This window comes from Lysobacter sp. Soil_N_51 (genome assembly GCF_057655755.1).
Genome location: NZ_JBDGLR010000002.1, coordinates 410,406 through 430,729, shown reverse-complemented (window position 1 = coordinate 430,729; position 20,324 = coordinate 410,406). Strand labels below are relative to the sequence as shown.

Sequence of the window (20,324 nt, the reverse complement as noted above, 5' to 3'; positions counted from 1 at the left end):
GTAATCGGCCGCAATCGGCATGCCCTGGGCCGTCGCCGCGACGTGCCGTCGTCGCGACGCGCTGCTAGGATGCCCGCGAACGGTCGCCGCGTCGGCGGCCGACGTTTGTCTTGGGGAAGGACACCATGAATCAGCCCATCACCACCGCGGCTTCGCCGTATCCCACCTACCTGGCCTGGTCGATCACCATCACCGTGCTCGGCGCCTGTTTCTGCTGCCTGATCGGCGCCGCGCCGGGCATCGTCGCGATCGTGTTCGGCAACCAGGTCAACACCAAGTTCAATGCCGGCGACGATGCCGGCGCGCGCAAGGCTTCGGAGAACGCGAAGATCTGGTGCTGGGTCGGCACCGCCCTGGTCGCGGTCAGCCTGCTGTTGAACATCGCGTCGTTCTTCATCAACGGCATGTCGTTCATGTCGGAAGACTTCCTGCAGCAGTTGCAGCAGGCGCAGTCGCGCTAAGCGCCCGCATCGGGACCCGCAACGTGCAGCACAGCGCCCACCCGCGCCATCTCGCCCTCGCGGCGACCGCCACCGCCGCGCTCGCGGCGGCGGCGGCCGGCGTGTGGGTGCTGCGCCGTTTCGATCCCAACGCCGCCGGCAGTCCGTTGCCGGCGTGCGTGTTTCACAGCTTCACCGGTCTGTATTGCCCGGGTTGCGGCATGACCCGCGCGCTGCACGCGCTGGTGCATGGCGATATCGCCCAGATGCTGGCGATGAATGCATTGCTGCCAGTGGCGATGCTGACCTTGCCGCTGATCGTGCTGCACGGCCTGGGCTATCGGCTGCCGCTGCCGCGACGCGCGGTCGCCGCGATGGTCGACGGCAAGGTCTGGCTGATCGCGCTCGGCGCGTTCTGGGTGCTGCGCAATCTGCCGTGGCCGCCGTTCTCGTGGCTCGCGCCGGGCTGAGCGCCTGATCGCTCGCGTCGGCCGATTGCGGGCCCATTGCGCGCCGTTGCGGCCACGCCGCGATCTCAGAAGCGGTACACCGCGCTGACCAGGTAATAGCGGCCGACCGGATCGTCGTCGACGATGCTGTAGCCGCCGAAGCTGTAGTCGTAATTGACCGGCCGGCGATCGTTGAGATTGCTGACGTTCAAACCGATCAGCCACTTGTCGAACCCGCCGTAGGCGAGATCGAACCCGACCAGGGTCGCGCTCGGCGTGCGGCAACGCGCGGGCTCGCCCAGCAGCACGCAGTCCTGGCCCGGCTGGATGCCGACCGTGGCGTGGCCCATGTAGCGCAGGTTGAGCGTGGCGATCCAGTCGCGATAGCTCCAGCGCACGCTGCCCAGCACGGTGTTGTTGGGCGTGCCGTAGCCGGAGAAGTCGTACTCGCGTTCCTTCGGATGCAACCGGCGCAGCAGGTGGTCCATGTAGTGGCCGTTGATGCGGAACGACACGCTGCCCCAGCGCCGGGTCTGGTGGCGGTATTCGGCGTCGATTTCCCAGCCGCGCACTTCGGTGCTGCCGACGTTGTCGAGGTAGGTCTCGACTGTGTCCAGATAGCCGTCGGCGTCGCGGATCAACGCCTTCGGAAACAGGTCGGGGCGCGATGCGGCGTCGATCGCCAGGATCTCGTTGTTGCGACGGATGCGATAGCGGTTGACGGTGGCGGTGAAGTCTTCGTTCGGCGTCCAGATCAGGCCCAGGCTGCGGCTGGTCGAGGTTTCCGGACGCAGGTCGGGATTGATCACCGCGCGCTGCACGACCTGGCAGTAATCGCCGTAGTCGATCAGGCACGGTTGGGTGGTGGCGTCGGAGCGCACGAACGCCTGGTTGTCGACCACCAGCGGACGGCGCAGCTCGGCCAGGGTCGGCGCGCGGTAGCCCTCGCCGAAGGAACCGCGCAAGGCCAGCGAACGCAGCGGCTGCCAGCGCACGCCGAACATCGGCGAGATCTGGTTGCCGTAGCCGGCATCGCGGTCCACGCGCCAGGCCGCGTTGACCCACAGCTTCTCGTGCAGCGGCGCGTTGAACTCGGCGTAGATCGCCGAGGTGTTGCGGCTGGCGTCGCGCGAGTCGGCTTCCTGGGCCAATGCGATCTTGCCCTTGATGAAAGCGTCGTCGGGCCGGTTGCGCACGCGCTCGCGCCGCGCCTCGAAGCCGGCGGCGACCTTGACGTCGCCCGCGGGCAACGCGAACAGCGGCCCCTCGATGCTGCCCGAGACGGTGTCGAGCACCACTTCGCCGCCCATGGTGGTGCGCGGCGAGATCGCCTCGAGCACCTCGGTCGGGTTTTCCTCGGCCTTGCTGAAACGGAAGGTACTGACCGCGGGTTCGGACTCGGTGCCGAACAACGCCGGCTCGTCGATCAATCCGTCGATGCGGTTGACCACCTTGTTGCGCCGGCGCGACAGGCTGACGTCCCACTCCCACTTGCCGCGATAGCCCTTGATGCCGGCGGTGTAGTCGCGGGTGGTGGTGACGCTGCGGTTGCGCACCGGACCCAATTCGGAAAACCAGTAGTTCAGGCGCAGGGCCGGAAACGGCTTGAACGAATCCGGATGCCCCTCGGGCAGTTGCACCGAGGCGTAAAACGGCGCGTTCTGCATCTCCAGGCTGACCCGGGTCGCGCGCAGGTCGGCGTAGAACTCGGCGTTGTCGCCGAGCGGCTGGCGGAAGTGGGTGTAGAACGCGTTGCTGGTGATGCCCGGCTGCAGGCTCACGTAGCGCGGAATGTCGAGGGTGCAGGCGGCGCTGTCCGCGACCGCTTCGTCGCCCTCGCAACCGGGCGCCGGCGCCACGACGAAGTTGCCGAAGGTGAAGCCCGACGGCACGCGCAGGTCGCGCTGGCCGTCGAAGCGCTGGTCGAGCGTGCTCCAGCGGCGCTGGCTGCCGATCAGCGGATTGCGGGTGTAGTGATCGACGCTGACGAAGATGCTGCCGTCGCCGGGCGTGCGTTCGCCGAAGCTGGCGTAGGCGCGCGTCTGCTCGGCGTCGCCGCGCTGCGACACGCCGAAGCTGCCGCCGACTTCGGCGCCGCGGTAATCCTTCTTGAGGATGATGTTGACCACGCCGGCCATGGCGTCGGCGCCGTAGATCGCCGAGGCGCCGCCGTGGGCGATTTCGATATGGTCGACCATGCTCAGCGGAATGCCGTTGAGGTCGGTCAGCGCGCCCATGTCGGTGGAGACCAGGCCGTAGTTGGCCATGCGCCGACCGTCGACCAGGAACAAGGTCGCGCGCGGCCCCAGCGAATACAGACTGGCCGAGGCCGCGGCCGCGGACGGCACCTGGGTCGCGCCGCCCTCGGTGGCGACGTTGCGCGGATGGTGGCCGGTCATGCCAGGCATCAGCCGCAGCAGGTCGAACAGGGTCTGGTGGCCGCTGGCGCGGATCTGTTCGTTGGTGATCAGGGTCAGCGGCAGTGAACTTTCGAAATCGGCACGTCCGATGCGCGTTCCGGTCACATGAACCGTGTCCAATTCGGTCGGCACCGGCGGCTTGGCGGTGGCCATCGGCTTGGCTGCCGGCACCGGCGCGGGCAAAGGCCGGGCCGGGCGCGGCGAGGCCTGTAGCAAGTAAACATTGGGCTTTACGGCTACCGCGGTGAGGCCGGTGCCCTCCAGCAGGCGGGCCAGGCCCTCGCGGACCGAGCCGGCGCCGCGCAGGCCGCTGCTGCGCCGACGCGCCACCAGGGCCGGGGAATAGGAGATCTGCAGATGATGCCGACGCGCGAACTCGTTCAGCGCGTCATCGAGCGCGCCGGCCGGAATGTTGTAGCCATCGGCTGGAAAATCGTCCGCAGCGGCCGGGAAGGCCCCGGCTTCGGACGCAAACGTCAGCGCGACGGAAACGATGAACGCATAGGAAATCTTGGCCATCCACCAACCGCATCGATCAGGCTACTGCTGAACCCATACGCCCCCTGTGTGCAGGCGCGGTCCAACCATAGCATCGCCGTGGCGGCCAGGGGACTCAGCCCGACTTGCGATGGAGCACGATTTCACCGCCCTGGCCCTGCTCGGCGCGCAACGACCAACCCTGTTCGAGCGCCTTGAGCAAGGACGCCTGATCGCCGATGTGAAACACGCCGCTGATGGTGATCTCGCCCAGCGCCGGTTCGGCCAGCAACAGCTTGGTCGACGAGTAACGGTTCATCTCGGTGAGCAGGGTGTCCAGGCGACTGTTCTTGAACACCAGGTCGCCGGTCGGCCAGGCCTGGGCGACGTTGAGATCGAGCGGCTCGGCCGGGGTCATGCGCCCGCTGCCGTCGTAGCTGATCTGCTGGCCGGGGTTGAGCGTGCTGCCGACCTGGGCCACGCCGCTGGACACGATCACCGAACCTTCGATCAGGCCGACGTTGATCGAGTCGGCGTGCTTGCTGACCTGGAAGGTGGTGCCGATGTCGCGGATCACGCCGTCGCCGGCCTTGACCGAGAACGGACGCGCCGCGTCGGCGGCGACCTGGAACTGGACCCGGCCGCGATCGAGTTCGATCTCGCGATGGTCGTCGTCGAAGCGCGCGACGATCGCCGAGTCGGTGTCGAGCATGACCTGGGTGCCGTCGGCCAGACGCAGCGAACGCTGCTCGCCGATCGCGGTGGCGTAGTGCTGGACGATGGGCTCGCCCGGCGCGCGCAACCAGTTGACCCCGACCACGGTCGCGACCAGCAGCGAGGCGACCAGCGTGGTCGGCACCCACCAGCGCGAGCGTGAGTTGTCGCGACCGGTCGCGCGCCAGGCGATGCGCGCGGCGGCCTGCAGCAGTTCGTCGTTCTTCAGTTGCGCGGCCGCCTGATGCGCGCGCTCGGCCTCGACATAGGCCAGGACGTGGCGCGGCGATTCGTCGAGCCAACGATCGAACTCGGCGCGATCGTGCGACGTGCATTCGGGCGAATCCAGCAGCGCGACCCACGCGCTCGCGCGGTCGTCGTCGGAGTCGGCGGAATGGTCGGCCGTGGATGTGAGCAGTGTGGTCTTCATGATTCTTGCAAGCTCTCGTAGCCGCTTTCCTTCATACGCACGCGCAACAGCGCGAGCGCCCGGCCGATATTCTTCTCCACTGCCTTTACAGAAATACCGCAGTGGCGAGCGATTTGCGTGTAACTCATTCCATTGATGCGATTGAGCAAATAAATCTGCCGGCTGCGCGTGGGCAATTGCATGATCGCCGCGCGCACCAGCGCCAACTCCTGCTCGGTGGCCACGCGTTGATCGTGCGCCGGTTCGTGCGAAGGCAACGCGTGATAGTCCTCATCCAGACTCACGTGCTCGGGCGCGTGGCGGGTCTTCTGACGCCGGCCGCGATCGTTGAGCGCGTTGATCGCGATGCGGTACATCAGGATCTTCAAGGCATCGGCCGGCTGATCGCGATAACGCAGCATGCGCATCATCGTTTCCTGGGCGATGTCCTGCGCGTCCTCGTGCGAGGCCGCGGACTTGCGCAGAAACGCGATCAACGGCTCGCGGTGCTCGCGCAGGAACACGACGAAATGATCGTCGCCCTCGCGCGTCGCCGCGGGCTGATTCGCCGCTGAAGTTTCCTGGCCTACGTCCACTTTCGCCCACGTTGCGGTTACCTGCTTCGATACTAGCCCAGCCGGCGCCGGGGATTGAACGAAGCCAAGGCCGTCATGCGTGGCAATTGCCGGCGCAAAACTGGCATGGATCACAGACGTGAAGCGATTGCCCAAATCGAATCCTCCGCAAGCGTGATGGCGCATGGACGCGAGGCGACCGCTTACGCGATGCACGGGGCTCAGTTCTTGGCCGCTGGACTCCCGTGCATGCGTAACCGGCGCTTCTTTCGTCGCGATTGCCGCTTTCTGGCTGCTGTGACGCGAACGCACGCGCGAGCGTGCGAACCGGTTCCGGCACATCCGCGGCGCGCGGGCCCTGTCCAACCCCCTGCGACAGGACAACCGTTCGACGCCGGGGTGGCCGGGGACGGACGGAGTCGCGCGGCTCGCGGATTGCGCGGAACCTGTCCCTACAAACGCAGGTCGTGCGCAGCCTCCCTACCCCACCCATGCGGCGGCGTCGGGTTTCCGCCCAGGCGGTCTCAGTTCGGGGTCGCGAACCCGGCGCGGGCGCCGCGGCGGGTCAAGCGACGAAGCCGGCGATCACGAACAGCGCCAGCACCGCCAGCCATACCAGCAGGCTGCGCCAGACCAGGCTCATCGCATCGCGCAGTTCCGGCACTTCGGCCGCGACCAGGGCGGTGCCCGGGCCGGACAGGGCCGGCGCGGCGACCCCGGATTCGTCGTTGTAGTCGGCGGCTTCTTCGGCCAATTCGCACTTGACGCTGGCGCGCCCGACCGCGCCGAGGAAGCGGTTGTCGAGGTTGAAGCGGGTGCCGCCGGCCTCGCGCCAGGCGCCGAGCACGGTGTCGAAATTGCCGACCAGGGCCAGCGCCAGAGTCAGCAGCTGCGCGACCGGCCAGTCCAGCAGGGCCAGCAGCGTGTGCGCGCCGGCCCGGGTCTCGCCGGGCAGGTGGCGCGAAGCCTCGCCCTCGGCGGCCAGCGCGACCAGGCGATAGCCGAGCGCGCCGATCGGCCCGAGCAGCAGAAACCAGAACAGCACCCCGAACCAGCGCCGCAGCGCACTGCGGAACACCGCTTCGACCAGCGAGCCACCGTCGAGCAACGGCGTGGCGCCTTCGGGCCACAGCTTGGCCGCGGCCTCGCGCCGCGAGGCGGGATCGCGCGCCGAGGCCAGCGCCTCGACGTCGAGATCCAGGTCGCGCGGACCCCAGGCGTAGAACAGGATGAAGATGCCGAACACCAGGCCGCCGAGCCCGATCAGGGGTTCGTCCAGCGCCAGTTGGAACAGCCCGACCGCGAGCAGCGGCGGCACCAGCGCGATCAGCAGGCCCCAGCGGCCGCGCCAGAAGCTGCCTTCGGGAAAGCGGCTGTCGATCCAGCGCAGCCAGTCGCTGTACCAGCCGTAGTGACGCACCGACGCGGCCAGCGACTGCGCGAGATGGCCGAGCACGAGTGCGACGACGGCGGCGATCAGCGTGACGGACATCGGGGCGACGCTCCTGGCGAGGCGAAGAAGGCAAGCATCAAACTCTCGCGATTCTAGCGCGACCGCGTGCAGGCGCGGTCGCGGGCCTGTGGCGACTCGACGAGAAACCAAGCCGCGGTCTTGCGGTGCGGTACGACTTGCGGTGAAGCCCGTTTGCTGTGAGTTCGGCTCGCTGCGAAGCCCCACGGGAGGCCTTGGCCTGTGGCGGCCCTGCTTTTGAGGTTTGCCCACGCTGTTCCGAGGTCTTTTGTGGGAGGGGCTTCAGCCCCGACGCTTTCTGTTCAGACCGCGACAAACCCTTCCGCAGCGAACACCGACATCGGATCGAACAGCATCGGGGCTGAAGCCCCTCCCACAAAAGACCTCGGGCTAACGCAGAAAGCCTGGAATCAGGACGGTTGGAATCAACGAGATCGACCGATCACGAAACACAACGAGCTCAGCACCGTCCGCAGCGGCATCGGACTCGATCTCTCGTCGTCCTCGCCACCCTCGCGTACTTCAACGCCCCGCGCGTTCCTCGGCGGCCACGCGCCAATGCTCGATCAGCCAGCGCGAAATCGAGATGCTGGGCGACAGCAGCGGGCCGTCGTCATCGCCCGCGGCGGCTTCGGCCGACGGCGCGGCCGCCTTGCGTTCGCCGCGCGCCGCCGCGGCGCGGATCTCCTCGAGCGTGAACCAGCGCGCTTCTTCCAGTTCGTCACTGACCTGCGGCGCATCGGGTTCGGCCAGGGCGGCGAAACCGAGCATCAGCGCGCTCGGGAACGGCCACGGTTGCGAGCCCAGGTATTGGCAGCTGCGCACGCGCACGCCGGTTTCCTCCAGCACTTCGCGGGCCACGGTCTGCTCCAGCGATTCGCCGGGCTCGACGAAGCCGGCGATCACCGAATAACGCTGCGCCGGCCAGCCGGCCTGGCGACCGAGCAACAGGCGTTCGCCGTCGCTGACCGCGACGATCACCGCCGGGTCGGTGCGTGGGTAATGTTCGGTGCCGCACTGGCCGCAACGGCCGGTCCAGCCGGCGCGGGCGAAGGCGATTTCGCCGCCGCACACGCCGCAATAACGATGCCGGCCGCGCCAGTGCTGCAGCGCGCGGGCCTGGGCGAACACGCTGGCGTCGAGCAAGGACCAATGCGCGGCGGCGCGACGCAGATCGACCCGGCGCGGCGCCTGGAACGCGACCAACTCGGATTCGATCGCGAACCACGCCTGCCCGTCCGCCGCCAGTCCCAGAAAAATCGAGGCGCCGGTGCCGCCCGGGCCGTCGGTCAGCTCATGACCCAAGGGCGCGAGCAGATTGTCGTCGTCGTCGGCATAGGCCTGACCGGAGGCATCGAGCACGATTACCCGCGCCCGTGGCCACAGCGCCGCCAGGGCTTCGGGTCGGTCGCGCAGATGATCGGCGCGGTCCAGCGCCGCGCGCCAGGCCGAATCGGCTTCGACGAACGCGAAAGCTGGGGCCGTACTCACACGCCGAACGAGGAGCCGCAGCCGCAGGTGGTCTTCGCGTTCGGATTGCGGATCACGAACTGCGAACCGTGCAGGCTCTCGGTGTAGTCGACTTCCGCGCCCATCAGGTACTGCAGGCTGAGCGGATCGACCAGCAAGGTCACCCCGTCGGTCTGCACCGCGAGATCGTCCTCGCCCTGCTGTTCGTCGAATTCGAACCCGTACTGGAAGCCCGAGCAGCCCCCGCCCTGAATGTAGACCCGCAGCTTGAGCGCGTCGTTGCCCTCTTCGGCGATCAACTCGCGCACCTTGCCGGCGGCCGAGGAACTGAACTGCAACGGCCGATCCAGCGACTGGTAGCCAGGCACCGCGGTGAGAGTGGTGATTTCCATGCCGAAAGGATGAGGGCCGCGGCCCTCGCATTCAAGCGCGCCAGGCGAACACTGCGATCAGCTGCCGGGGTTGCCGGCGGCCGCGGTGTCGCGGGTGGCGTCGGCCCAGCTGAAGGATTGCTCGACCGCCGGCCCCGATTGCGGAGTCAGCCGCACCGTGACCCGCACCGGGGTCAGGCCCTGCGGCACGAACACGTCGCCTTCGATCTGCTCGAAGTATTTGAACGAATACGCCGTGCCGGGCGCGGCGGGCTGCTGGCGCAGGTCGGCCCAGGCCAGTTTTTCCAGTTTGCCGGCGCGGGTGCCTTCCAGCGACAGGGTCAGCCGGCCGGCGCTGACCGCGCCGCGGTTGAGGTTCTGAGTCAGGGTGGTGGTGAAGTGCCAGGCCGAGGGCGCGCCGTCCTGCGGCTGCATCTTCAGCGCGTGGACGGTCAGGCCGCGGCGTTGGCCGGTGGCGCCGACCAGGCGCTCGTAGAAGGCCACGTCGGCGCGCAGGCCGGCGATTTCCTCGTCGCGTTCGGCCAGCGCGCTTTGCAGGTCGCGGTTGGCCTGGCGGCTGATCGCGTCGGACCGGCCCAGGGTGGTCACCCGCTGGCGCAATTGCTCGAGTTCGGCCTGCATCTGCCGCGGGCTCAACGCTGCGCCGTCGACGATCGGCGGCGGGGCTTGTTCGGGCTGGGTAATGCCGCGCCACAGGCCCCAGGCACCGAAGGCCAGAGCCGCGGTCAGCAGCACGGCGGCCGGAATCCGCCACGGGTGGCGGCCATCGCCGGCGGATGCGGGCTGGTCCGCGGGCGCCGCCGGGCCGGAGGTCGCCGGCTCGGCGGAAGTCGGCGCGGATTGGGAAGATTCTTCGCTCATCCGCACCGTCTGGGGGCTGGGGCGTTCGCCCTCAATCCATCAGGGCGTCAGCGGTAATCAGGGCTTCAGGCGCCGGCAACGCAGCGGCGGACTCTGCATGAATCAGACGGCCTGTGAGCTGGGAACCGGCCGTCATCTCGACCACCCGGTAATGCACATTACCCTGGACCCGCGCCTTGGCCGCGAGTTCCACCCGCTCGCTGGAATACACATCGCCGGTCAGTTCGCCGTTGATGATCACCACCGGCGCGCGCACCTCGCCCTCGATGCTGCCGTTCTCGGCCAGGGTCAGGCTGGCCGGCTGACCGTCCAGGGCCACCAGCTTGCCGACGATGCGGCCTTCGATATACAGCCCGCCGCTGAAGTGCAGGTCGCCGCGGATCACCACCTGCGGGCCGATCATGGTGTCGACCTGGCCTTCGCGCATTTGGGTCGGTTTGCTGTTGGTCTTGAACATGGTGTTTAAGTTTCCCCGTTTACGGTGACGCCGCTCTTCCAGGCGAAGTGCTGATCGATCGAGGCGTTCTCCCCGCGCAGCGAGATGCGCACGCGTTGCGGAGTGAACCCGGCCGGCAGCATCACGCTGCCGTCGACCTGCTGGAAGTAGCGGAATGAATAGTCCTGGGCGGGCGCCTTGGACTTCTGGTGCAACTCGTCCCAGCCGATCGCGGCCAGCTTGCCGCCGCGCACGCCTTCGACCTGGAACTGCAGCCCCCCGCTGCTGACCGCTCCGCGGTTGAGATTCTGGGTCAGGACGATCTGGTAATGCCAGGTGCCGCCGGCTTCGGGCGTGAACTCGACCGAGTGCACGTTGAGCCCCTTGGCCGGCGCGGTCGCGCCGACCAGGCGTTCGTAGAAGGCCACGTCGGCGCGCAGGTCGGCGATTTCCTCCTCGCGCTGGGCCAGCGAGCCCTGCACCTGCTTGTTGGCGGCGCGGCTGATCTGGTCGGAGCGCTGCAAGGTGGCCTCGCGCTGGGCCAGCCGATCGAGCTGGTTCTGGCGGTCGCGCAGCTCGCGCTTGGTGGTCTCCAGCTCGGCGGTCAGCGTGGGCAGCCTGGGCGCGGCCAGCGACTGCGACCACATCCACGCCACGATCAGCGACAACGCCCACGCCACGCCGACGGCGGTCCAGATATAAGGGCGCTTGTCCGGCTGCTGCTGGACGATGACGAAACGCGGCGGCGGGGTTTTGGCCATACTCGACAACGACGGCTCACACCGCCGGCTTTACCTATACTCAACCCTAAATCTTAACGGGAAAGCCACGATGTCCGATGCGCACCTGTTCGCAGTTGGCGTAGTTCTCGCCTGGCTGTCGGGGGTCCGGGTCTATCTGACCGTGTTCGGGGTCGGCATCGCCGGCGCGCTGGGCTGGCTGGAGCTGCCGACCGCGCTGCAGGCGACCCAGTCGCCGTGGGTGCTCGGCGTGTGCGGTTTGCTGACCGTGGGCGAATTCTTCGCCGACAAGATCCCCGGCGTGGATTCGGGCTGGGACCTGCTGCACACGTTGCTGCGGGTGCCGGTGGGCGCCTTTCTCGCGGCCGCGGCGATGTCGCCCGACGGCCAGCTCGGTGCCGGCGCGCTCGCCACCGGCGCCGGCGTGGCGCTCACGAGTCACCTGCTGAAGTCCGGCACGCGCGCCGTGCTCAACACCTCGCCCGAACCGGTCAGCAACTGGACCGCCTCGGTAACCGAAGACGTCGCCGTGCTCGGCGGCCTGTCGCTGGTGTTCGCCTACCCGTGGGTAGTGTTCGGCATCGCGCTGCTGATCAGCGTGGTGATCGCGATGGCGTTGTGGTGGCTGTGGCGCAAGCTGTTCCGGCGCAGGCCGAAGGTGGGGGCTGCGGCTTCGGGGTGAGGGCGGGAAGTGGTTGCGCAGGAGTGAGTGCGCAGGAGTGAGAAGTAAGTAGGAGCGAGAAGCGGCGACTCGTTGGCGGATCGCGGCGGTTGGGCGCTGCTGAGCTGCGAGCTGAAGGAGCGCGTCGGGGCTGAAGCCCCGCCCACAAAAGACTTCAAGCACGAATCTTCGTTGCGACAAAGGTTCTTCGTTGCGGCGAGGTCTTTTGTAAGAGGGGCTTCAGCCCCGACGCTGTTCGCTCAGATCATCGACGAATCCTCAAGCACCCACGCTTATCGCAGCAGCAAAAAAGCCGCAAGCTCATCGCCCGCGGCTTTTTTTGTTTTTTCACAGCAAGTGCGGAAGCAAAAAACGAGACCCGACTCGCGCTCGGCAAATCACGATCTTGGCTGGCTGGCTACGTCATCTACGTCGCTGGCTGGCTAGAACCGAAATCGTGCAAGCGCGGGCATAGAGCCCACTCGTTCCTCACTCCTCTCCACTCACTCCTCGATCTTGGTCAGCAAATAATTCTGCTCGCCCAGACGCTCGATCAACGCCAACTGGGTTTCGATCCAGTCGACATGCTCTTCTTCGGAATCGAGGATGTCGGCGAACAGCTTGCGGCTGACGTAGTCGCTGACGGTTTCGCAGTACTTGATCGCCTCGCGCAGCAGCGGGATCGCCTCGAGCTCCAGCGCCAGATCGCAGGCCAGCAGCTCGCGCGGGTTTTCGCCGATGCGCAGCTTGCCCAGGGCCTGGAAGTTCGGCAGGCCGTCGAGGAACAGGATGCGGTCCGACAACTTGTCGGCATGCTTCATCTCGTCGATCGACTCGTGGTACTCGTGCTCGGCCAGTTCCTTCAGGCCCCAGTTCTTCAGCATCTTGGCGTGCAGGAAGTACTGGTTGATCGCGGTCAGCTCATTGAAGAGCGCCTTGTTGAGGTATTCGATGACCTTGGGGTCGCCTTTCATGGCCGTGCTCCGACGTTGCAATGGGCGGCACTCTAACGGTTTCCCCCGAGCCATGACGAAACGCGAATCGTGCGCAACGGGAGCCGAGAATCAGTGTCGTTGCGGCCGCCATGGCGCCACTCGCAACCGGCGCGCGGCGTTCCGGAAAGTAACGTGGATGACGCGATAGCGCGTCGAGTCGGCCCGAAAGACAAGGCCAAGCCGCAGCGTGACGGCCGCGGCAAAAGATCAAAGGGGAATTCGAAGTCGGACCAAGCCCGAATCACACAACGCTGCGACGGCTCAGGCGGCCTGTTGCAGCACGTTCAACGGCAGCTCGCGCACGTTGCGCGCCTGCTCCAGCAGCGAGCTGGCCAGTTCCAGGCAGCTACCGCAATTGGCGCCGGCACCGGTGCGCATGGTCAGCTCGGGCACGCTGCGGCAACCGGCTTCGGCGGCCTGGCGGATATCGCGGTCGGTGACTCCGTTGCAGATGCAGACGTACACGGCGCAGGTCTTCGGTCATGCAGCCAACTGGCTGCAGCGCCATTCCGCCACGGATGCGAATGATTGTCAATTAACCGCGACCAACAAGCCGCAAATCCTTGCCAGGCCGGGCCCGCCGGCTCAGCCGCCGGACTCGGACCCGTTGCCGCGGGCCGGATTGCCGCCCCCGAACGCCCGCGCGCGCGGCGGATGGCCGCAACCGCCCATCTGCGCCTCGCGCAGACGCGCTTCCGGGCTGGGCACGGGCACCGCCTGGGGACCGGCGAGCTGGCGCGCGAACGGCGCCAGATGGCGCAAGGCGCTGGCATAGACGCCGCGCTTGAACATGACCACGTGTTCCACCGGGTACCAGAAGTCGACCCAGCGCCAGTGATCGAACTCGGGCTTGTCGGTCAGGTCCAGGCGCAGGTCGGATTCCTCGCCGGTCAGGCGCAGCAGGAACCAGACCTGTTTCTGGCCGATGCAGACCAATCGGTCGTTGCGGCGCACCGCCCGCCGCGGCAGGCGATAACGCAGCCAACCCGGGGTCGAGCCGAGGACTTCGACATGCTGCGGGAGCAGGCCGGTTTCCTCGTGCAGCTCGCGGTACATCGCCTCGAGCGGCGTCTCGTCGGTGTTCATCCCGCCTTGCGGGAACTGCCAGCCGTCACGATGCACGCGCCGGGCCCAGAACAAGCGGCCGTCCGAGTGCATGAGCACGATGCCGACATTAGGCCTATAGCCGTCCGGATCGATCACGATGCGGACTCCAAATTCACTGAGACCGACTCTGCCACGGGGTGGCGCAGACGACAAGTCGGGCAAAGCCGCGCTCAGACGATTGACAAGCGCCCGTCCGGCATGAAGAATTCGCGGTTCCCCATGGCTATGTAGCTCAGCCGGTTAGAGCACAGCACTCATAATGCTGGGGTCGGTGGTTCGAGTCCACCCATAGCCACCATGGATACCCGCGCAGCAAGACCCAGGCCCGCCCGCGCTGCGGGCCTTTTCGTTTCCGGCGCCGGACGCGCCTGCCGCCCCACTCACCGACGCCGCGCCGCGTCCGCATCGCCACCGGTTACCGCCATGACTGCCGTCGACATCTTCAAGGTCTTCACCCTCGAAGCCGCGCACCGGCTGCCGAACGTGCCCGAAGGCCACAAGTGCGCGCGCCTGCACGGCCACTCGTTCCGGATCGAGGTGCATCTGCGCGGCGAACTGGGCGAGCACAGCGGCTGGGTGATGGACTACGCCGACGTCAAGAAAGCGTTCCAGCCGATCTACGACCGTCTCGATCACCACTACCTCAACGACATCGAAGGCCTGGAAAACCCGACCAGCGAGCGTCTGGCGGTGTGGGTCTGGGATCAGCTCAAGCCGGTGTTGCCGCTGCTGAGCGAAATCGTCGTGCACGAGACCTGCACCGCGGGTTGTCGTTACCGCGGCTGAGGCCGCGGCCTGCACTCCGGGCTGATCGGTTCGACGACGCGCTAATCGGCGCGGTCGCGAACGTATCGCTGTTTCGTCTGCGCGTCGGCTCCGATCTGACGACAACCGCTCGCCCCGCGCCAATCCAACCTCGCCCACCCGCGACTGCTGCGCCGGAACCCAACGACGCGTTCCTGGACCGCGCGCGCAATTCCGCGTTTCGGCAGCCGTAAGCGGCGCCGCAAATAGTTTTTCTGTAACCCAGCCCATGCACGGTGCCGCGGTCGGCCGATCGAACCCGAGAGCGCCGACCGATGCGCGTCCGGTTCGGCGCATCCGAGGCCCGATTCCACCGCGCCGCGACGCTTTGCCTGAACAGCTGCCTCGTCGCTAACTAGCTGAATAGGCGGGCTTTCTGAACGGTTGGCGACCGCTCGTCGGGTCGATGTTGCATCGCAACAAAGCCGCACCTATGCTGCACCGCACAATCCAGTCGTTCTTCGTCTGGACCCTCACTCAGGAGCTCAGCCATGTACCAGCAATTCAACGAACAGTTCGCCGCCGCTACGCGCCAGTTCGCGGACACGGCCGCTCAGGTCAACCGCCTGGCCCTCGACAACGCCGGCGCCGTGTTCGGTCTGCAGATCGCCGCGATCGAAGAGCGCGTCAACGCGACCTTCGCTTTCTTCGGTGAAGCCGCCGAAGCGCGCGATCCGGAAGCCTTCAAGACCCTGTGGCCGAAGGGCGTGCAGATCGCTCGCGAAAACGTCGAGCGCGCTGTCAGCACCGGTCAGGAAGCGTTCGGCCGCACCCTCAAGGCCAACGAAGCCATCGCCGAGCTGGCCAAGTCGCAGATCGAAACCGCCGCCAAGGCCACCCAGGCCAACGTCGAGAAGGCCACCAAGGCCGCGACCAAGGCGACCGCTGCGAAGTAATCGCAACCGTCTCTCTCTCCGGCGGGTAACGCGGATACAAAAACCCGGCAGCGCAGGCTGTCGGGTTTTTTGTTGTGTGTACGAAAGTGGCCGTGGCGGTGGATCGATGGCGAATGCCTGATCGCGATCGCTCGACTGGACCGCTTCGCCATCGCGCTCTGCCGACGCATGCAATCAGCCGTGCGGATACCACCGAATGATCCCGGGCCTAGGCGCGGGCCGCCCTTTCGAACGCGCCGGACACCACGTTCGCAGCCCAGCATCGCAAGGCGTAACTCCGCCCAGTCCGCCTCGCCGATACCGCGTTTTCAGAACACCGGCGTCAACAGCCCCGCCATCGCGGCCGGATCGGGCGACGGCGCATACGGCAGCCGGCCCCAGCACGGCACCGGCAGGCGACGGCACAGGATCTGGAAGTTTTCCTCGGCGCTCGCCATGTGCGGGTCGATGCCGTTGGCGATCCAGCCGACCAGCCGCGCGCCATCGGCCTGGATCGCGCGCGCGCTCAGCCGCGCGTGGTTGATCGCGCCCAGCCGCATGCCGACCACCAGCACCACCGGCAGATCCAGCGCGCGCACCAGGTCGATCTGATCGAGCTCGGCGCTGATCGGCGCGGCCCAGCCGCCGACGCCTTCGACCACGACCGTATCGGCCTGCGCCGACAGTCGCGCATACGCCTGCAGGATCGGCGCGAGCGCGATCTCGACTCCGGCCTGCGCGGCGGCGATCTCCGGGGCCAGCGGTTGCGGCAGCGCATAGGGATTGACGTCGTCGTAGCGCGGGGTCGGCGCACTGGCCGCCTGCAGCAGCAGGGCGTCCTCGTTGCGCCAGCCCTCGGCGCTGGCCTCGCAGCCGCTGGCGACCGGTTTCATGCCGACCGCGCGCGCCCCGAGCGAGCGCAAGCAGTGCAGCAGCGTGGCGCTGGCCAGCGACTTGCCGATGCCGGTGTCGGTGCCGGTGACGAACACGCCCCGGGGAATCGGGCCGCGCGGAAGGCTGAAAGATTCGGTCATGCGGGGAGGCGCGGGGTCCTGGAGGCTGGATAAAGCGATGCGGTAAGGCGGACAAGACGCAGGCAGCGTGGGCGCTCAAGTCACCGTGGATGTGACTCATCTCGCGCTTTTCGGCGATGCCAGCCGGCCATGGTAGTCGCGGCAGGCCCCGCTGTTACACTCCCTGAATGTTTACAGCCTCCACACTTTCGGGCGGAAAGCCCGAGCAGTACGCCCAGTTGCTCGATCAGGCACGCGGCCTGCTCGACGGCGAGCGCGACCGGGTCGCCAATGCCGCCAACCTGTCGGCGCTGGTCAATCAGGCGCTGCCGCAGCTCAACTGGGTCGGCTTCTATTTCTACGATGGCACCGAATTGGTGGTCGGGCCGTTCCAGGGCCTGCCGGCCTGCGTGCGTATTCCGCTCGACAAGGGCGTATGCGGCGCCGCCGCGTCGAGCCGCCAGACCCAGCGCGTCGCCGATGTCCACGACTTCCCCGGCCATATCGCCTGCGACGCGGCCTCGCGTTCGGAGGTGGTGGTGCCGCTGTTCAAGGGCGACCGGCTGATCGGCGTGTTCGATCTCGACAGCCCGGTGCCGAACCGCTTCGATGCCGACGACCAGGCCGGCCTGGAAGCCCTGGCGCAGGTCTACCTGGAGTCTGTGGCATGACCGCAGCACCCAAGATGCGCAATATCGGCCCCAAAAGTGCGGCTTGGCTGCGCCAAGTGGGTCTGCGCACGCATCAAGATATTGCCGCGATCGGCACGGTCGAGGCGTTCATGCGGGTCAAGCGCGCCGGCTTCAAGCCGACCTTGAACCTGCTTTACGCGATCGAAGGCGCGCTGCTCGACTGCCATTGGCAGGAGATCAGCGACGAACGCCGCCAGGAGCTGATCCTGGCCGCCGAAGCGGCGACCGCGCTGCTGCCGGCGCCGCGCAACAAGCCGGCCGCCGCGCCGGTGCACACGACCATGCATGCCGAGGAACGGCACGAGGACAACACCGCCTACGACGGCGGCCCGGCGGCGCATGACGACGACGATGGGTCCGGCGGCGATGAGCGGCGGGGCGATCAGGACGGCGAAGAACGCCACGATTGAGGTCGGCCGGTTCGGTTGGCCTTAGTTGTGAGGCGTCGGTCGATGGCGGTGAACGTCGTGGCAGTTGCCGGCGCGCGTGCCCTCTTCCGCCCTTCGGGCACCTTCTCCCGCAAGGCGGGAGAAGGGAACGTGCTTGAGCTTGTGGTTGGCGCGACTTCCGGCCAGGCCGCTGTGGACGGCCCGACTGAGAACACTTTCAGCCCCATGCGGCCTTAAGCCCTTCTCCCGAGCTGTAAGGCGTCGGTCGGCGGCGGTGAACCTCGTGGCAGTTGCCGGCGCGCGTGCCCTCTTCCGCCCTTCGGGCACCTTCTCCCGCAAGGCGGGAGAAGGGAACATCCTTGAGCTTGTGGTTGGCCCGGCTCCCGGCCAGGGCGCTTTGGACTGCCCGACAGAGAAGACTTTCAGCCCCACGCCGCCTTAAGCCCCTCTCCCGCTTGCGGGAGAGGGGTTGGGGTGAGGGCCCGCCCGGACTTTGCCCCCCGCATCGCGTAGACTGCGCACCGCTTCAAGGTGACCCCACGGCTTGCGCCGCCGGGGTTGAAACGGGAAGCCGGTGACACGCCCTCCTCCGATCGGACGAGCCGGCGCCATTCCGGCACTGCCCCCGCAACGGTAAGCCAGTCAGATCGCGGCATCCGCCACTGTGCAAGGCACGGGAAGGCGCCGCGACCGGAGTCGACCCCGCGTCGGCCCGCTGGCGAGTCCGGAGACCGGCCTTGGGGTGCTACAGGTTGCGATGCGGAGGGCATCGCGGCGGCTGTTGCACTTCGTGCGCCTTGCTGCCCGCTCGCCTTCTTTCGCAACCGCCCATTCCGTTGTCGTAATCGCGTGCGCCACGGCGCGCGCTGGAGCTACCCCATGCCGGTTGCAAGTCTGCGTGCCCTGAACCTTTCCTTCGCCATCGCCCTGGCCCTGCCGACCGTCGCGGCCGCGGCGCCCGCCGGCGAGGCCACCGATCTGGACGAAGTCGTCGTCACCGCCAACCGCACCGCGGTCAGCGTCAACGACCTGCTGACCCCGGTCGAGGTGCTCGATCGCAGCGACATCCAGCGCAGCCAGGCGCGCGATCTGAACGATCTGCTGCGCGGCCGCGCCGGCATCACCCTCGCCAACCAGGGCGGCGCCGGCAAGCTCACCACGCTGTTCCTGCGCGGCAGCGAGTCCGACCACGTGCTGGTGCTGGTCGACGGCATCCGCATCGGTTCGCCGACCTCGGGCTTGGCCTCGCTGCAGGACCTGCCGCTCGAATTGATCGACCGGATCGAGATCGTGCGCGGCCCGCGTTCGAGCCTGTACGGCGCCGACGCCATCGGCGGCGTGATCCAGGTGTTCACCCGCCGCGAGCAGCAGGGCTTCGCCCCGCGCGCGCATGTCGGCGGCGGCAGCAACGGCACCATCGAATTCGGCACCGGCTTCGGCGGCCGCAGCGGCCGCGGCTGGTTCGGCGCCGACTACAGCTTCCGCAAGACCCAGGGCATCAACGCCTGCCGCGGCGCCGGCTTCCCGGTGTTCGCCGGCTGCTTCACCGACGAACCTGATCGCGACGGCTACGAGAGCCATTCGCTGTCGCTGCGCGGCGGCATCGAGATCAACGACCAGTGGAGCATCGAAGGCCAGGCGCTGCGCGCGGAAGGCGAGAACGCCTACGACGGCGACTTCGGCAATTATTCCGAGACCGTGCAGCAGGTGATCGGCGGCAAGCTCGACTGGCGTCCGTCGGATACGGTGCATGTGCAGCTCAGCGCGGGCCGCAATGTCGATGGTTCGCAGAATTACGATCTCAAGGGCCCCCACGCCTTTCCCAACAGCGTTTCTCCGGGGCAGCGCATCGGCTTCTTCGATACCGATCGCGACAGCGCGACCTTGCAGGCCGATTTCAATCTCTTCGAAGGCAATACGCTGACCGCGGGCTTCGATTGGCTGCGCGACCGGGTCGACAGCAACACCGTGTACGACGAACTCGAACGCGACAACAAGGCCGGTTTCCTCCAGTACCAGGGCCGCTTCGGCAACCAGTCGTTCGAAGCCAGCGTGCGCCGCGACGACAACGAGCAGTTCGGTGGCCACACCACCGGCGGCGCCGCGTGGGGCCTGAGCTTCGCCGAGCGTTGGCGCGTGACCGTGGGCTACGGCACCGCGTTCAAGGCACCGACCTTCAACGAGCTATACTTCCCGTTCTTCGGCAACGCCGACCTCAAGCCGGAAGAGTCCAAGACCTGGGAACTGGGCCTGGCCTACCGTGGCGACAACTTCAACGCGCGCATCGACGGTTTCGATACCCGCGTCGATCAGCTGATCACCTTCGACTCGTCGATCAACCTGCCCAACAACATCGAACGCGCGCGCATGCGCGGCGCCGAGATCGGCATCGACACCACCTTCGCGCAGTGGACCCTGGCGGCGAGCGCGAGCTTCCTCGACACCGAGAACCGGGTCGGCTTCTACCGCGGCAACGACCTGCCGCGCCGCGCAAAGCGCAGCGGCCGCATCGATCTGGATCGCGCGTTCGGCAAGTTCCGCATCGGCGCGACCGCGGTCGGTTACGGCTCGCGTTACGACGATGTCGGCAACAGCAGCCGCGTCGGTGGTTACGGCACCTTCGACCTGCGCGCCGAGTATGCGATCAGCGACGCGCTGAGCCTGCAGGCGCGCGTGGCCAATGTGTTCGATCGCGACTACGAGACCGTGTCGTACTACAACCAGCCCGGCCGCGAGTGGTTCGTGACCCTGCGTTACGCGCCGAAGAACTGAGGCGTCACGCATCGGTCGGTTTCGTACCGATCGATGCGATGTTCTACATCGCTGTAACGTTGCGACGACAAAGGCCCGGCATTGCGCCGGGCCTTTCGTCTTTATGATCGTCCGCGGGTTTCGCCCGACTTTTGCGCTTTCATCGATACCGCATCGCGATGC

21 protein-coding genes, 1 tRNA gene, 1 pseudogene and 1 riboswitch are annotated in these 20,324 nt (G+C 67.3%); of the genes and pseudogenes, 10 read left to right on the top strand and 13 right to left on the bottom strand.

Going from position 1 to position 20,324, the window contains the following annotated elements:
- Positions 1-125: 125 nt before the first annotated feature.
- Both AC3A4T_RS04845 and AC3A4T_RS04840 read left to right on the top strand, forming a co-directional pair.
- A complete protein-coding gene (locus AC3A4T_RS04845; RefSeq protein ID WP_487674348.1) occupies positions 126-461 on the top strand; it encodes a CD225/dispanin family protein in 336 nt (111 codons plus the stop codon).
- A gap of 23 nt (positions 462-484) precedes the next feature.
- Positions 485-910, top strand: a complete 426-nt coding sequence (locus AC3A4T_RS04840) for a DUF2752 domain-containing protein (RefSeq protein ID WP_487674347.1) — start codon at positions 485-487, stop codon at positions 908-910.
- Positions 911-975: 65 nt separating this feature from the next.
- Here the strand turns inward: AC3A4T_RS04840 and AC3A4T_RS04835 are convergent, their stop codons facing one another.
- The 4 genes from AC3A4T_RS04835 to ampE form a co-directional block, all read right to left on the bottom strand.
- The gene (locus AC3A4T_RS04835; RefSeq protein WP_487674346.1) at positions 976-3,828 is read right to left on the bottom strand and encodes a TonB-dependent receptor domain-containing protein; all 2,853 of its coding nucleotides are present in this window, start codon (positions 3,826-3,828) and stop codon (positions 976-978) included.
- A 94-nt stretch (positions 3,829-3,922) separates the two neighbouring features.
- The gene (locus AC3A4T_RS04830; protein WP_487674345.1) at positions 3,923-4,930 is read right to left on the bottom strand and encodes a FecR family protein; all 1,008 of its coding nucleotides are present in this window, start codon (positions 4,928-4,930) and stop codon (positions 3,923-3,925) included.
- On the bottom strand, positions 4,927-5,640 hold the full coding sequence (locus tag AC3A4T_RS04825; RefSeq protein WP_487674344.1) for an RNA polymerase sigma factor: 714 nt from the start codon (positions 5,638-5,640) through the stop codon (positions 4,927-4,929). Before AC3A4T_RS04825 ends, AC3A4T_RS04830 begins: the two co-directional genes overlap by 4 nt.
- A 409-nt stretch (positions 5,641-6,049) precedes the next feature.
- The gene (ampE, locus tag AC3A4T_RS04820; RefSeq protein WP_487674343.1) at positions 6,050-6,976 is read right to left on the bottom strand and encodes a regulatory signaling modulator protein AmpE; all 927 of its coding nucleotides are present in this window, start codon (positions 6,974-6,976) and stop codon (positions 6,050-6,052) included.
- Between the two features lie 201 nt (positions 6,977-7,177).
- Here ampE and AC3A4T_RS04815 point away from each other — a divergent pair.
- A pseudogene (locus AC3A4T_RS04815) lies at positions 7,178-7,324 on the top strand (hypothetical protein); the annotation flags it as partial.
- Positions 7,325-7,477: 153 nt separating this feature from the next.
- On the opposite strand, the gene nudC reads toward AC3A4T_RS04815, so the two are convergent.
- The 5 genes from nudC to AC3A4T_RS04790 are packed head-to-tail and all read right to left on the bottom strand — an operon-like array spanning position 7,478 to position 10,875.
- Positions 7,478-8,446, bottom strand: coding sequence for an NAD(+) diphosphatase (gene nudC / locus AC3A4T_RS04810; protein WP_487674342.1), 969 nt, complete (start codon positions 8,444-8,446; stop codon positions 7,478-7,480).
- The gene (gene erpA / locus AC3A4T_RS04805) at positions 8,443-8,817 is read right to left on the bottom strand and encodes an iron-sulfur cluster insertion protein ErpA (RefSeq protein WP_487674341.1); all 375 of its coding nucleotides are present in this window, start codon (positions 8,815-8,817) and stop codon (positions 8,443-8,445) included. The genes nudC and erpA overlap by 4 nt, the downstream gene beginning before the upstream one ends.
- Positions 8,818-8,874: 57 nt before the next feature.
- A complete protein-coding gene (locus AC3A4T_RS04800; RefSeq protein WP_487674340.1) occupies positions 8,875-9,678 on the bottom strand; it encodes a DUF6776 family protein in 804 nt (267 codons plus the stop codon).
- Between the two features lie 31 nt (positions 9,679-9,709).
- The gene (locus tag AC3A4T_RS04795) at positions 9,710-10,105 is read right to left on the bottom strand and encodes a bactofilin family protein (RefSeq protein ID WP_096418144.1); all 396 of its coding nucleotides are present in this window, start codon (positions 10,103-10,105) and stop codon (positions 9,710-9,712) included.
- Between the two features lie 35 nt (positions 10,106-10,140).
- Complete coding sequence (locus AC3A4T_RS04790) at positions 10,141-10,875, bottom strand: DUF6776 family protein (RefSeq protein WP_487674339.1); 735 nt, start codon at positions 10,873-10,875, stop codon at positions 10,141-10,143.
- Positions 10,876-10,945: 70 nt separating this feature from the next.
- Between AC3A4T_RS04790 and AC3A4T_RS04785 the strand changes: the two genes are divergently transcribed.
- Positions 10,946-11,536 (top strand): DUF4126 domain-containing protein, encoded by a 591-nt coding sequence (locus AC3A4T_RS04785; RefSeq protein ID WP_487674338.1) that lies wholly within the window; start codon positions 10,946-10,948, stop codon positions 11,534-11,536.
- 482 nt (positions 11,537-12,018) lie between these two features.
- On the opposite strand, the gene bfr is transcribed toward AC3A4T_RS04785, so the two are convergent.
- The 3 genes from bfr to AC3A4T_RS04770 all read right to left on the bottom strand — a co-directional run bounded on the left by bfr (position 12,019) and on the right by AC3A4T_RS04770 (position 13,713).
- Positions 12,019-12,489 carry a bacterioferritin gene (gene bfr, locus AC3A4T_RS04780; protein WP_036108857.1) on the bottom strand — a complete coding sequence of 157 codons (471 nt, stop codon included), beginning with the start codon at positions 12,487-12,489 and terminating at the stop codon, positions 12,019-12,021.
- Between the two features lie 282 nt (positions 12,490-12,771).
- Positions 12,772-12,975: a (2Fe-2S)-binding protein gene (locus AC3A4T_RS04775; protein ID WP_036108858.1), complete on the bottom strand. Its 204-nt coding sequence runs from the start codon at positions 12,973-12,975 to the stop codon at positions 12,772-12,774.
- Positions 12,976-13,095: 120 nt separating this feature from the next.
- Entirely contained in the window at positions 13,096-13,713 is a 618-nt protein-coding gene (locus AC3A4T_RS04770) for an RNA pyrophosphohydrolase (RefSeq protein WP_487674337.1), read from the bottom strand.
- 125 nt (positions 13,714-13,838) lie between these two features.
- Here AC3A4T_RS04770 and AC3A4T_RS04765 point away from each other — a divergent pair.
- The 3 genes from AC3A4T_RS04765 (at position 13,839) to AC3A4T_RS04755 (ending at position 15,317) form a co-directional block, all read left to right on the top strand.
- Positions 13,839-13,915 (top strand) — tRNA-Met (locus AC3A4T_RS04765).
- 125 nt (positions 13,916-14,040) lie between these two features.
- Positions 14,041-14,403: a 6-carboxytetrahydropterin synthase QueD gene (gene queD, locus AC3A4T_RS04760; RefSeq protein ID WP_487674336.1), complete on the top strand. Its 363-nt coding sequence runs from the start codon at positions 14,041-14,043 to the stop codon at positions 14,401-14,403.
- Positions 14,404-14,912: 509 nt separating this feature from the next.
- Positions 14,913-15,317 carry a phasin family protein gene (locus AC3A4T_RS04755; protein WP_487674335.1) on the top strand — a complete coding sequence of 135 codons (405 nt, stop codon included), beginning with the start codon at positions 14,913-14,915 and terminating at the stop codon, positions 15,315-15,317.
- Positions 15,318-15,625: 308 nt separating this feature from the next.
- On the opposite strand, the gene bioD is transcribed toward AC3A4T_RS04755, so the two are convergent.
- The gene (gene bioD / locus AC3A4T_RS04750; RefSeq protein ID WP_487674334.1) at positions 15,626-16,330 is read right to left on the bottom strand and encodes a dethiobiotin synthase; all 705 of its coding nucleotides are present in this window, start codon (positions 16,328-16,330) and stop codon (positions 15,626-15,628) included.
- Between the two features lie 167 nt (positions 16,331-16,497).
- Here bioD and AC3A4T_RS04745 point away from each other — a divergent pair, with 167 nt between their 5' ends.
- The 3 genes from AC3A4T_RS04745 to btuB all read left to right on the top strand — a co-directional run bounded on the left by AC3A4T_RS04745 (position 16,498) and on the right by btuB (position 20,162).
- Positions 16,498-16,980 (top strand): GAF domain-containing protein, encoded by a 483-nt coding sequence (locus AC3A4T_RS04745; RefSeq protein ID WP_487674333.1) that lies wholly within the window; start codon positions 16,498-16,500, stop codon positions 16,978-16,980.
- Positions 16,977-17,411, top strand: a complete 435-nt coding sequence (locus AC3A4T_RS04740) for a TfoX/Sxy family protein (protein ID WP_487674332.1) — start codon at positions 16,977-16,979, stop codon at positions 17,409-17,411. Before AC3A4T_RS04745 ends, AC3A4T_RS04740 begins: the two co-directional genes overlap by 4 nt.
- A 491-nt stretch (positions 17,412-17,902) precedes the next feature.
- Positions 17,903-18,144: riboswitch (cobalamin riboswitch) on the top strand.
- A 125-nt stretch (positions 18,145-18,269) separates the two neighbouring features.
- Positions 18,270-20,162, top strand: coding sequence for a TonB-dependent vitamin B12 receptor (gene btuB / locus AC3A4T_RS04735; RefSeq protein ID WP_487674331.1), 1,893 nt, complete (start codon positions 18,270-18,272; stop codon positions 20,160-20,162).
- Positions 20,163-20,324 lie beyond the last annotated feature (162 nt).

Bases quoted from the DNA above. Each gene is read 5' to 3' on its own strand.
- AC3A4T_RS04845 (WP_487674348.1), top strand. From the start codon at position 126: ATGAATCAGCCCATCACCACCGCGGCTTCGCCGTATCCCACCTACCTG.
- AC3A4T_RS04835 (WP_487674346.1), bottom strand. From the start codon at position 3,828: ATGGCCAAGATTTCCTATGCGTTCATCGTTTCCGTCGCGCTGACGTTT.
- AC3A4T_RS04830 (WP_487674345.1), bottom strand. From the start codon at position 4,930: ATGAAGACCACACTGCTCACATCCACGGCCGACCATTCCGCCGACTCC.
- ampE (WP_487674343.1), bottom strand. From the start codon at position 6,976: ATGTCCGTCACGCTGATCGCCGCCGTCGTCGCACTCGTGCTCGGCCAT.
- erpA (WP_487674341.1), bottom strand. From the start codon at position 8,817: ATGGAAATCACCACTCTCACCGCGGTGCCTGGCTACCAGTCGCTGGAT.
- AC3A4T_RS04800 (WP_487674340.1), bottom strand. From the start codon at position 9,678: ATGAGCGAAGAATCTTCCCAATCCGCGCCGACTTCCGCCGAGCCGGCG.
- AC3A4T_RS04795 (WP_096418144.1), bottom strand. From the start codon at position 10,105: ATGCGCGAAGGCCAGGTCGACACCATGATCGGCCCGCAGGTGGTGATC.
- AC3A4T_RS04790 (WP_487674339.1), bottom strand. From the start codon at position 10,875: ATGGCCAAAACCCCGCCGCCGCGTTTCGTCATCGTCCAGCAGCAGCCG.
- AC3A4T_RS04785 (WP_487674338.1), top strand. From the start codon at position 10,946: ATGTCCGATGCGCACCTGTTCGCAGTTGGCGTAGTTCTCGCCTGGCTG.
- bfr (WP_036108857.1), bottom strand. From the start codon at position 12,489: ATGAAAGGCGACCCCAAGGTCATCGAATACCTCAACAAGGCGCTCTTC.
- queD (WP_487674336.1), top strand. From the start codon at position 14,041: ATGACTGCCGTCGACATCTTCAAGGTCTTCACCCTCGAAGCCGCGCAC.
- AC3A4T_RS04755 (WP_487674335.1), top strand. From the start codon at position 14,913: ATGTACCAGCAATTCAACGAACAGTTCGCCGCCGCTACGCGCCAGTTC.
- bioD (WP_487674334.1), bottom strand. From the start codon at position 16,330: ATGACCGAATCTTTCAGCCTTCCGCGCGGCCCGATTCCCCGGGGCGTG.
- AC3A4T_RS04745 (WP_487674333.1), top strand. From the start codon at position 16,498: ATGTTTACAGCCTCCACACTTTCGGGCGGAAAGCCCGAGCAGTACGCC.
- AC3A4T_RS04740 (WP_487674332.1), top strand. From the start codon at position 16,977: ATGACCGCAGCACCCAAGATGCGCAATATCGGCCCCAAAAGTGCGGCT.
- btuB (WP_487674331.1), top strand. From the start codon at position 18,270: ATGCCGGTTGCAAGTCTGCGTGCCCTGAACCTTTCCTTCGCCATCGCC.